This is a genomic window from Deltaproteobacteria bacterium HGW-Deltaproteobacteria-4 (assembly GCA_002841765.1).
Classification (GTDB): Bacteria; Desulfobacterota; Desulfuromonadia; order Desulfuromonadales; family UBA2197; genus UBA2197.
In genome coordinates, this window is sequence record PHAV01000004.1 from 45,294 (window position 1) to 56,809 (window position 11,516).

The 11,516-nt window shown below is 56.5% G+C and carries 11 protein-coding genes and 1 tRNA gene; all 12 read left to right on the top strand.

Annotated elements, in window-relative coordinates; translation table 11 throughout:
• Positions 1–46 precede the first annotated feature (46 nt).
• The 12 genes from iorA (at position 47) to CVU69_03650 (ending at position 11,452) form a co-directional block, all read left to right on the top strand.
• A complete protein-coding gene (gene iorA / locus CVU69_03595; GenBank protein PKN13092.1) occupies positions 47–1,816 on the top strand; it encodes an indolepyruvate ferredoxin oxidoreductase subunit alpha in 1,770 nt (589 codons plus the stop codon).
• 21 nt (positions 1,817–1,837) lie between these two features.
• Entirely contained in the window at positions 1,838–2,416 is a 579-nt protein-coding gene (locus tag CVU69_03600) for an indolepyruvate oxidoreductase subunit beta (protein PKN13093.1), read from the top strand.
• Positions 2,417–2,433: 17 nt separating this feature from the next.
• Positions 2,434–3,741, top strand: a complete 1,308-nt coding sequence (locus tag CVU69_03605; GenBank protein ID PKN13094.1) for a phenylacetate--CoA ligase — start codon at positions 2,434–2,436, stop codon at positions 3,739–3,741.
• Positions 3,742–3,767: 26 nt separating this feature from the next.
• A complete protein-coding gene (locus tag CVU69_03610; protein ID PKN13095.1) occupies positions 3,768–4,199 on the top strand; it encodes an amino acid-binding protein in 432 nt (143 codons plus the stop codon).
• A 47-nt stretch (positions 4,200–4,246) separates the two neighbouring features.
• Complete coding sequence (locus CVU69_03615; protein PKN13096.1) at positions 4,247–5,386, top strand: ABC transporter substrate-binding protein; 1,140 nt, start codon at positions 4,247–4,249, stop codon at positions 5,384–5,386.
• A gap of 15 nt (positions 5,387–5,401) precedes the next feature.
• Positions 5,402–6,541, top strand: coding sequence for an ABC transporter substrate-binding protein (locus tag CVU69_03620; protein ID PKN13097.1), 1,140 nt, complete (start codon positions 5,402–5,404; stop codon positions 6,539–6,541).
• Between the two features lie 112 nt (positions 6,542–6,653).
• A complete protein-coding gene (locus CVU69_03625; GenBank protein PKN13098.1) occupies positions 6,654–7,535 on the top strand; it encodes a branched-chain amino acid ABC transporter permease in 882 nt (293 codons plus the stop codon).
• A 7-nt stretch (positions 7,536–7,542) separates the two neighbouring features.
• Positions 7,543–8,511 (top strand): branched-chain amino acid ABC transporter permease, encoded by a 969-nt coding sequence (locus tag CVU69_03630; protein PKN13099.1) that lies wholly within the window; start codon positions 7,543–7,545, stop codon positions 8,509–8,511.
• On the top strand, positions 8,504–9,256 hold the full coding sequence (gene livG, locus CVU69_03635; protein PKN13100.1) for a high-affinity branched-chain amino acid ABC transporter ATP-binding protein LivG: 753 nt from the start codon (positions 8,504–8,506) through the stop codon (positions 9,254–9,256). The genes CVU69_03630 and livG overlap by 8 nt, the downstream gene beginning before the upstream one ends.
• Positions 9,257–9,261: 5 nt before the next feature.
• Positions 9,262–10,011, top strand: coding sequence for a branched-chain amino acid ABC transporter ATP-binding protein (gene livF, locus CVU69_03640; GenBank protein ID PKN13101.1), 750 nt, complete (start codon positions 9,262–9,264; stop codon positions 10,009–10,011).
• Between the two features lie 8 nt (positions 10,012–10,019).
• Complete coding sequence (locus CVU69_03645) at positions 10,020–11,321, top strand: phenylacetate--CoA ligase (protein PKN13102.1); 1,302 nt, start codon at positions 10,020–10,022, stop codon at positions 11,319–11,321.
• 54 nt (positions 11,322–11,375) lie between these two features.
• Positions 11,376–11,452: transfer RNA gene (locus tag CVU69_03650), tRNA-Pro, on the top strand.
• The last annotated feature ends 64 nt before the right edge of the window (positions 11,453–11,516 follow it).

The window sequence follows — 11,516 nt, forward strand, 5'->3', positions numbered from 1 at the left end:
TCATTCATCGTTCTTTAATCACTGAAACCATTTTATAAGGAATCGCATGGACCGCGCCATTCTTTCCGGCAATGAAGCCATCGCCCGTGGGGCCTATGAAGCCGGTGTCAAAGTTGCTTCGGCCTACCCCGGCACCCCGAGCACCGAAATTCTCGAGAACGTCATCAACTACAGTGAGGTCGACGCATCCTGGGCGCCGAACGAAAAGGTTGCCCTCGAAGTTGCTATCGGTGCCTCTTTTGGCGGCGCTCGTGCTCTGGCGTGCATGAAGCACGTCGGCGTCAACGTCGCCGCCGATCCTCTCTTCACCCTGTCCTACACGGGAGTGCGCGGCGGGCTGGTGCTGGTGGTGGCTGATGATCCGGAGATGCACTCTTCGCAGAACGAGCAGGACAGCCGCAACTACGCTAAATTTGCGAAAATTCCGATGCTGGAGCCGGCTGATTCCGAGGAGTGCAAGGAATTTACCCGCCTTGCCTTTGAACTCTCTGAAAAATTTGACACTCCGGTGATGCTGCGCAGTGTCACTCGTATTTCTCATGGAAAGTCGATCGTGGCTCTGGGGGAGCGGGTTGATAATTTGCCGGCGCCGGCCCTGGTTAAAGATGCCGCAAAGCTGGTCATGCTCCCCGGCAATGCCCGGGTGCGTCACCCCAAGGTCGAAGAGCGCATTGTCAACCTTTCCCGCTGGGGTGTTACCGCCGCCATCAACCGCAGCGAGATCCGTTCCGCGGAGATCGGGGTGATCTGCTCCGGTGTCGTTTATCAATATGTGCGGGAAATCCTTCCGGAAGCCTCGATCCTCAAGCTCGGCATGGTTCATCCGCTGCCGCATGACCTGATTCGTGACTTTGCAGCCAAGGTCAAGACCTTGCTTGTGATCGAAGAGCTCGATCCCTTCATCGAAGAGCAGGTCAAGGCGATGGGACTTGACGTCACCGGCAAAGCGCTCTTTTCCCTTTGCGGCGAGCTCTCCCCCGGTCGCATCCGCAGTGCACTGGAGCAGGGTGGTCTGCTGCCGAAAAGCGTCTTAGCACCGCTAGCGGCTGAGAAGCTGCCGCCACGCCCGCCGAACATGTGCCCGGGGTGTTCGCACCGCGGGGTCTTTTATCTCCTTAATCGCCTTAATGCTTATGTCACCGGCGATATCGGCTGTTATACCCTCGGTTTTCTGCCGCCCTTGAACGCCATGGATACCTGCGTCTGTATGGGGGCGTCGATCAGTACCGCTTCCGGCATCGTTCGCGCCCTGCCGCCTGAAGAGCAACAGCGAGTCGTGGCGGTCATCGGTGATTCAACTTTTATGCATACCGGGGTGAATTCCTTGATGGAGATGGCCTGGAATCAATCGCCGGCCACGGTCTTGATCCTCGATAACAGTATCACCGCCATGACCGGTCGCCAGGAGACTCCGGCCTCCGGTTTTACCCTGAATGGTGATCCTGCACCGAAAGTCAATATTGCCGAGCTCTGCCGCACCCTCGGCATCAAGAACGTTGTCACCGTCGACCCCTATGATCTTGTCGCCACCCGCGCCGTGCTGGAGGCTGAAATGCAGCGTCCGGAGCCGTCGGTGATCATCACCAATCGTCCCTGCTGTCTGATTAAGGGGGAGTGTCGTTTCGAGAAGGGGAAGATCCTCACTGTCGATCAGAATAAGTGCACCGGCTGCAAAGCCTGTCTGCGGCTCGGCTGTCCGGCGATTGAGTGGCAACCCTCCAGCGATGGCAAGAAGGGGAAGACCTATATCGACCCGCTCCTTTGTACCGGCTGTACGGTTTGCCAGCAGCTCTGTAAATTCGACGCGATCAACTGACCTTGACGAGGAATTTAAACGATGAACGATAAAGTCACTAATATTCTGCTGGTCGGCGTCGGTGGACAGGGGACCCTGCTCGCTTCGGAGATCCTCTCCGAAACCTTCATGCTCGCCGGCTTTGACGTCAAGAAGAGCGAGATTCACGGCATGTCGCAACGCGGCGGCAGTGTTGTCTCACATGTCCGTTTCGGCCGCGAAGTCGCATCGCCGACGGTGCCGGAAGGGGAGGGGGATGTCCTCTTTGGCTTCGAACTCCTGGAAGCCTACCGCTATCTTCCCCTGCTCCATGCCGGGGCCAAGGTGGTGGTCAATGACTACCGCATTCCGCCCCCCTCGGTCCTCCTCGGCCAGGAGGTTTATCCCGACGACCTCGCCGACCGGATTCGCAGTCGTTTTCCCGATTTTCTCCTGGTCGATGGTCTCCATCTGGCGAGTGAGGCCGGCAATCCCAAGGCCGCCAACACTGTCCTTCTCGGGGCGGTTTCAAAGCGTCTGGCGATTGCTGAAGAGCACTGGCTGGCCGCGCTGCGCAAGATGGTCCCGGCCAAAGCTCTGGAGGTCAACATTCGCGCCTTTCAGATGGGCCGTGCCCTGTAAACGCAAGGAGAGAGAGCATGGCCAGCTACTTCAACGAAGAGTTCGAAACCCTGCCGCGCCCGGCATTGGAGGCGCTTCAGCTCAAGCGTCTGCAACAGGTCCTGCAACGGGTCTATCGCAATGTTCCCTTTTACGAAGAAAGTTTCGATAACGCCGGAATTTCTCCCGACGATATCAGGAGCCTGGCCGATCTGCGGCGGTTGCCCTTTACCACCAAGCAGGACATGCGAGATTCCTACCCCTACGGCCTCTTTGCGGCACCGATGGAAGAGATTGTCCGTATTCACGCGTCTTCCGGGACAACCGGCAAGCCGACCGTGGTCGGCTATACCAGTCGGGACATCAGCAACTGGAGCGACCTCATGGCCCGCTCTTTTGTCGCTGCCGGCGCCCATCGCGGCGACATCATCCACAATGCCTATGGTTATGGACTCTTCACCGGCGGACTCGGGGCGCATTACGGGGCCGAGCGCCTCGGAGCTTCGGTCATCCCCATCTCCGGCGGCAATACCAGGCGCCAGATCATGATCATGCAGGACTTTGGTTCCACGGTCCTGACCTGCACCCCGTCTTACTCCCTCTTCATGGCGGAGGAAGCAAGGACGGAAGGGATCGACTTCAAGAAACTGAAACTGCGCGTTGGTATCTTTGGCGCTGAGCCCTGGTCGGAAGCGATGCGCAAAGAGATCGAGGCCAAGCTGAATCTCGATGCCATCGATATCTATGGTCTCTCGGAGATCATGGGCCCTGGTGTCGCCATCGAATGTATTGAAGCCAAGAGCGGGCTGCATATCTGGGAAGATCACTTTATTCCGGAGATCATCGATCCCGACAGTGGTGAAGTCCTCCCCGAGGGGGCTCAGGGCGAGCTGGTGATCACGACGATTACCAAAGAAGGAATCCCCCTGATCCGTTACCGCACCCGCGATATTACCAGCCTGACTTATGCCCCGTGCATCTGCGGGCGGACACATGCCCGACTGACCCGCATGAGCGGCCGCAGCGACGATATGCTGATCATTCGCGGTGTCAATGTCTTCCCCTCACAGATCGAATCGATCCTGGTGCGTGTCGAAGGGGTGGAGCCGCACTACCTCCTGATTGTCGATCGTGAAGAGAATCTTGACACCCTGGAAGTGCAGGTTGAGGTCGGCGAAGAGCTCTTCTCCGATGAAATCAAGGTGCTGCAGTCCCTGGCCAAGCGGATCGAGAAGGAGATCAAGGAGAATCTCGGTGTCACCAGCCGGGTTAAATTGGTGGAGCCGAAAACGATTCAGCGCAGCGAAGGAAAAGCCAAGCGGGTCATTGATAATCGTAAATGGTAAGGGCAGGTTTTTCGGGAGGTTAGGCCATGAAAGTTGAACAGATTTCGATCTTTATTGAAAACAAATCAGGACGCCTCGCCGAGGTGACGCGGACGATCGGTGAAGCGGGTGTCAATATCCGTGCTCTCTCTTTAGCCGATACTTCCGATTTTGGCATCCTGCGTTTGATTGTTGATCAACCGGCAGTTGCCAAGAGCATTCTGCGTGAACGTGGTTTTACCGTCAGTATGACTGATGTCGTGGCGGTGGAAGTGCCGGATCAGCCTCTAGGTCTCTTTAACTTGCTGAACATTCTCGATAACTGCGGCGTGAACGTTGAGTATATGTATGCTTTTGTCGAGCGTTGCAGCGGCAGTGCGGTGATGATCTTCCGTTTTGACAATACCGATGAAGCCATCCGCTGCCTGCATGATCAAGGGGTGACAATTTTGACTGGCGAACGCGTTTACAGCGTTTAATAGCTTTAAAATCCACCAACAACCGTCAACAGGACAGGAGAAAAACTATGGGTAAATTCAAGGTGTTTCTAGTATGTATCGGACTCCTTTTGACCTCCGCCGCTGCTCAGGCGGCGGCACCGATCAAAATCGGTGCCCTCTTTGCCGTCTCCGGTCCGGCTGCCTTTCTTGGCGAACCGGAGAAGAACACTCTTGAGATGCTGGTGAAGGAGATCAACGCCAAGGGCGGGGTCAAGGGCTCCCTCCTCGAAGTGGTGATCTACGATACCGGCGGGGACGCAACCAAGGCTGTCCAGCTTGCCAATCGCCTGATCAAGGATGACAAGGTCGTGGCGATTGTCGGACCGAGTACCACCGGTGAGACCATGGCCGTGAAACCGGTGACGGAGAAAGAGAAGATTCCGCTGATTTCCTGTGCCGCCGGCATCAAGATCACTGATCCGGCTAACCCCTGGACCTTCAAGACTCCGGCGAACGATCAGATTGCCGGAGAGAAAATTCTCAATCATGCCGAAAAACTCGGACAGAAGAAGTTGGCACTGCTGACCGTCTCTGACGGTTTCGGCTCTTCCGGACGTGAGCAGCTCAAGATTCTGGCGGCAAAAAAGGGTTTCACCATCGTCGCCGATGAGACCTACGGCCCGAAAGATACCGACATGACCGCACAGTTGACCAAGATTCGCGGAGCCGGCGCTGATGCGATCATCTGCTGGGGGACCAATCCCGGCCCGGCAGTCGTCACCCGCAATGTCAAGCAGCTCGGCATGACCACTCCCCTCTACATGAGCCATGGCGTCGCTTCCAAGAAATACATCGAACTGGCCGGTCCTGAAGCCGCCGAGGGGGTCATGCTCCCCGCCGGCAAGTTGGCGATCTTTGATAAACTCAAGGCAACTGATCCCCAGGCCAAACTCCTGGCGGAATACGATGCCGCCTATCGTAAAGCCTTCGGCGTTGAGTCCTCGACTTTTGGTGGTTATGCGTATGACGGTCTGTTACTGATTACCGAAGCGATCAAGAAGAATGGCGCCACTCCCGAGCAGATTCGCAGCGGAATCGAGCAAAGCAGCAATCTTGTCGGCATCTCCGGTGTTTTCAATATGTCCGCGACCGACCACAATGGCCTCGATCTCTCGGCTTTCGAGATGGTGAAGATTGTTAAAGGCGACTGGGCACTTGCCCAATAATCAGCAAGGAGCGAGATGATGAAACGGACCGCGCAATTATTGACATTTTTTGCAGTAATGCTCCTGACTGCTGTGGCCTTTGCCGCTGAGCCGCTGAAGATCGGCGCCCTCTTTTCGGTAACCGGTCCACCCTCCTTTCTCGGGGAGCCGGAGCGCAACACGGCGCAGATGGTGGTCGATGAAATTAACAAAAGTGGCGGGATCAAGGGGCGCAAGCTCGAACTCGTGACTTACGATACGGCTGGCGACGCCACCAAGGCGGTGCAGCTTGCCAACAAGCTCATCAAGGATGACAACGTCGTCGCGATCATCGGCCCGAGTACCACCGGTGAAACGATGGCGGTCATTCCGGTCGTTGAAAAGGAAAAGGTTCCCTTGATCTCCTGTGCTGCCGGTAGCAAGATTACCGATCCGGTCAAACCCTGGGTCTTCAAGACCGCCCAGAACGACGGTCTCGCCGTCATTAAAATTTTTGAAAACCTGCAAAAGAACAAAATCAATAAAGTCGCGATCCTTACGGTCTCTGACGGTTTTGGTGCTTCCGGCCGTGAACAGCTGAAAAACCATGCCGCCGGCTACGGTATTTCCCTGGTGGTCGATGATACCTACGGTCCTAAAGATACGGATATGACCGCCCAGCTCACCAAGATTCGCGGCAGTGAAGCCCAGGCGATCATCTGCTGGGGGACCAATCCCGGTCCGGCCGTTATCGCCAAGAATGTCAAGCAGTTGGGGATTAAACTTCCCCTTTATATGAGCCACGGTGTCTCTTCTAAAAAGTTCATCGAACTTGCTGGCGATGCGGCCGAAGGAATTATCCTCCCCTCCGGTAAAGTCATTGTTGCTGAGCAGTTGCCGGCCAGCGATCCGCAAAAGAGCTCCCTGGTCGGTTATGTGCAGAGTTATCAGAAAATCTACGGCGTTGCCGGGGATCATTTCGGTGGGCACGCCTGGGATGCCATTAATCTGGTCAGGCGCGCCATCGAAGCCGGGGCGACCACCCGGGAAACGATTCGCGAGCAGATTGAGAAGAGCAGCAACTTCGCCGGCATCGGCGGCGTCTTCAACTTCTCGGCCCAGGATCATGCCGGCCTCAGCAAGGATGCTTTTGTCCTGGTGCGGATCAAGGGTGGCGATTGGCAGGCTCTTGACTAATTACTACGACACCGCTACACCCTCGTAATTGAACTCACAGTTTATTCCGCAAGCAGCAACCGGCAGCGCAGGCGCATACTTTGCCTCCGCTGCCGGTTTTTACAGGAACGGCATGAATTTAACCGATCAATTGACGCAATATATCCTTTCCGGTTTATCCACCGGCGCCATCTATGCCCTGATTGGCCTCGGTTTTGCCATTATTTATAACTCCACCGGCATCATCAATTTTGCCCAGGGGGAGTTTGTTATGTTCGGTGGCATGCTGGGGGTCTACTTCTTTCATAAACAGGGGTTGGCACTACCGATCGCTTTTCTCCTCGCGGTCGTGGTCACAGCTCTGTGTGGTGTTCTTTTTGAGCGCTTTGCCATTCGTCCCTTACGACGACCGACGCCGATGAATATGGTCATTATCACCATTGGCGGCAGTATCTTCCTGCGCGGCGTGGCGATGATCGCCTGGGGGAAAGATACCCACGTCCTGCCGACCTTCTCCGGTGACGATCCGATCTCCTTTGTCGGTGCAACCCTCCTGCCGCAGCATCTGTGGATCTTTGCTATCACAATTTTGCTGATTATCGGCACCAAGCTCTTCTTTTCCCACACCATCAGTGGCAAAGCGATGTCAGCCTGTGCGGTCAACCGCCGCGCCGCCGGACTGGTCGGTATCGATGTGCGGCGGATGATCATGTTCTCCTTTATCCTCTCTTCCGCCATTGGCGCCATGGCCGGGATTATCATCGCCCCTTTGACCATGACCTCTTACGATGTCGGGGTTATGCTCGGTCTCAAAGGATTCTGTGCGGCGATCATCGGCGGCATGAGCAGCGGTCTCCCCACCGTCATAGGCGGCCTCCTGCTCGGCGTCCTCGAATCCCTCGGGGCCGGTTTCTCTTCGGGCTATAAAGATGCGGTCGCCTTTGTCATCCTCCTCTTGATCCTCTTCTTCCGACCACAAGGCCTTTTCAGCCGCGGTTCAAGTGAAAGGGTCTAGCAGCGCTATGCAACGGGAACTGTTAAAATTTGCCCTCTTCGCTGCCTTGGTCCTGGTCGCTGCCCCCCTCTACTTTCAGGGTGGTTACATCCTCAATGTCCTGGTCTTTGTCGGCATCAATACCATGCTTGCCATCGGTTTAAATCTGCTGCTCGGCTTTGCCGGGCAGATCTCTCTCGGTCAGGCCGCCTTTTACGGCCTCGGTGCTTATGTCTCGGCGATCCTGACGACGACGCACGGTTTTAACCCCTGGCTGGCGATGATTTTTGCCGCTTTGGCGATCGGCGCCCTTGCTTTTGTCATCGGCTTTCCGATCCTCAAGCTCAAGGGGCATTACCTGGCGATGGCGACCCTCGGTTTCGGCATCATTGTTTATATCGTCATCAACGAATATGTCGATCTCACCGGCGGCCCCTCCGGCTTTCCCGGTATCCCCAATCTGAGCGTCGGCAGCTTCAGCTTCGACAGCGATATGAAGAACTATTATCTGGTCTGGGGGGCGACCCTCGGCGTTATGCTTTTGGCGATCAACCTTGCCCGTTCACGCATCGGCCGTGCCTTGCGGGCAATTCACGATTCCGAAGTTGCGGCCCAGGTCCTCGGTATTAATGCCCGTCTCCTCAAAGTGCAGATCTTTGCCTGCTCGGCGATGATCTCCTCCCTCGCCGGCAGCCTTTACGCCCACTACATCACCTTCGTTTCTCCCAGTACCTTCGGCTTTCATTTCTCGGTTGAACTCCTGACCATGGTGGTAATCGGCGGTCTGGGGAGCATCTACGGCTCCTTCCTCGGTGCCACCCTGATTACCCTTTTGCCGGAAATCCTCCGTACCTTTCATGATTACGACATCGTTTTCTATGGTGCTCTGCTGATGATCATGACCATCTTCCTCCCCGGCGGTCTGATTCAGGGCGGGACTCTGGCCTGGAATTATCTCCGCAAGTCCTGGAACGGGAAGGGGGGCGCGGATGCTTGAAGTCAAGGAGATCACCTGTGTCTTTGGCGGACTGATCGCGCTCGACAAGGTCAGCTTTACCATTCGTCAGGGGGAGATTACCGGCGTTATCGGCCCGAACGGCGCCGGCAAGACCACTCTCTTTAATATCGTCAGCGGCATCTACAGTCGCACCGCCGGCCAGATCCTGTTTAACGGTCGCGACATCAGCGGCCTGCCCCCCGATCAACTCGCCCGCCTCGGACTGGTCCGTACCTTCCAGAATATCGAACTCTTCGGGCAGATGACCGTTCTTGAGAACGTCATGGTCGGCCTGCATACCAAGAGCCGTTGCGGCATCCTTGCCTGTGCTCTCAAGCTTCCCTGGCATCTGGCTGAGGAGAAGCGAATTCGCGCCCGCGCCCTTGAACTCCTCGACTATGTCGGCATTGCCGATCTTGCCGAGCAGTCCGCTGCCAGCCTCCCTTTCGGCAAAGGGCGTCTCCTCGAAATTGCCCGCGCCCTGGCGCTCGAACCGCAGATAATGTTGATGGATGAGCCGGCCGCCGGTCTTAACAGTCGTGAAACCTGGGAACTCGGCGATTTGATCCGCAAGATCCGCAGCAGCGGCGTTACTGTCGTTCTGGTTGAGCATGACATGGAACTGGTCATGGATGTCTGCGACGCCATCGTCGTCCTCAATCTCGGCCAGAAGCTCGCCGAGGGGACACCGCGACAGATTCAGGACAATAGCGCGGTGATCGCCGCTTATCTTGGGGAAGGGTAGGGCCGATGGAATTTCTCAAAATCAAGAATATCAATACCTATTACAACGCCGTCCACGCCCTGAAGAATGTCTCCCTGCATCTCGATCGCGGTGAGATCGTCACCCTCATCGGTGCCAATGGCGCTGGCAAGACGACGCTGCTCAATACCCTCTCGGCGGTCACTCCCGCCCGATCCGGGGAGATCCTTTACGACCAGCAGCGGATCGAAGGGTGTGAGCCGGAGCGGATCGTCGAACTCGGCATCTCGCAGGTCCCGGAAGGGCGGCAGGTCTTCAAACCGCTGACGGTGGAGGATAATCTCGAACTCGGCGCTTATCTCCGGTTCCGGCGGCGCGAGTCACGTAAAGTCATTCGGGCGGATCTGGAGGAGATGTACATCCTCTTTCCGCGCCTGCGTGAACGCCGCAAACAGCTTGCCGGCACCCTCTCCGGCGGCGAACAGCAGATGCTCGCCATCGGCCGGGCATTGATGGCCAAACCGAAAGTTCTCCTCCTTGACGAACCCTCCATGGGGCTCGCCCCCTTGGTCGTGCAGGAGATCTTCGGCGTCATTGCCGCCCTGTGCCGTGACAAGGGGACGAGCATCCTCCTCGTTGAGCAGAATGCCAAAGCTGCCTTGAAACTGGCCGACCGGGGCTATGTTTTGGAGACCGGCAAGGTCATCCTGTCTGGAGTTGCGTCTGAACTTCTCGATAATCCGGAAGTGCAGCGGGCTTATCTTGGTAAAGAGAAGAAAGAGATCTGGGAGAAGTGAGGTCTGCTATGAATATCTGGGATCGTCAACACGAATGTATGCCGCGGGAAGAACTTGAACAGTTGCAGCTTGAGCGTCTGCAGGCGACCCTCAATCGCGTCTACAAGAATGTTTCCTGTTACCGTAATAAGTTCAATGCCGCCGGCATTATTCCCGAGGATATTCAATCCCTCGCCGATCTGAGCCGCCTCCCCTTTACCGAGAAGGAGGATCTGCGTCTTAACTATCCTTACGGCATGTTTGCCGTGCCGCTGCGGGAAGTGGTGCGCATTCATTCTTCGAGCGGCACCACCGGCAAACCGACCGTCGTCGGCTATACCCGCCACGATCTTGATACCTGGTCGAATCTGGTGGCCCGCTTCATGACCGCCGCCGGAGTGACGCACGATGACGTCGTGCAGATCGCTTTTGGTTACGGACTCTTTACCGGCGCCTTCGGCCTCCATTACGGCACCGAAACGATCGGCGCTTCGGTCATCCCCATGTCCGGCGGCAATACCGACAAGCAGATCATGATCATGCAGGATTACAAGACCAGCGTCCTCGTCTGCACCCCCTCCTATGCCCTGACTATCGCTGATCGCATGGAGAAGCTCGGGGTCAAGCCGCAGGATTTGAGTCTGCGCGTCGGCCTCTTTGGCGGCGAGCCGTGGAGCGAAGAGATGCGGCGGCAGATCGAAGAGCGTCTGCATATTGTTGCCACTGACAATTACGGCCTCTCCGAAGTCATGGGGCCGGGGATTGCCGGCGATTGCCTGCAGAAATGCGGCATGCACATCTTCGAAGATCACTTTATCGCCGAGATTATCGATCCCCAGACCTGTGAAGTCCTTCCGCCCGGCAGTGTCGGCGAACTGGTCTTGACCTCTTTGACCAAAGAGGCCTTCCCGATGATCCGTTACCGCACCCGCGATATCACCCGCCTCGACTATGCTCCCTGCGCCTGCGGACGGACTCTGGTGCGGATGCAGAAGACCATGGGGCGCAGCGACGATATGTTAATTATCAAAGGGGTCAACGTCTTCCCCACCCAGATCGAAGAGATCCTTTTTCAGGTCGAGGGGTGTGAACCCCATTATCAGTTGGTGATTGAGCGGATCGATAATGTCGATCGCCTCGAAGTTCAGGTCGAAGTCAATGAGTCGATCTTCTTTGATGAAATGAAGCGGCAGCGGGAATTTGTCCTGGCCGCAGAAAAACGTCTTGCCAATGCCCTCGGTATCGGTGTCAAAGTCAAGCTGGTGGAACCGAGCAGTATTCTCCGCAGCGAAGGCAAGGCGCAACGTGTCATCGATCGGCGAATAATGTAAATTAATGCCTTGACAACGGCGGCTGATTTGCCGATAATCCGCCTCGTTCATCGTCGGGGCGTAGCGCAGCCTGGTAGCGCACCAGCATGGGGTGCTGGGGGTCGGAAGTTCGAATCTTCTCGCCCCGACCATAACAAACAAGTACTTAGGCCATCTCGAAAGAGGTGGCCTATTTGCGTTGGGGTGCATATGCTA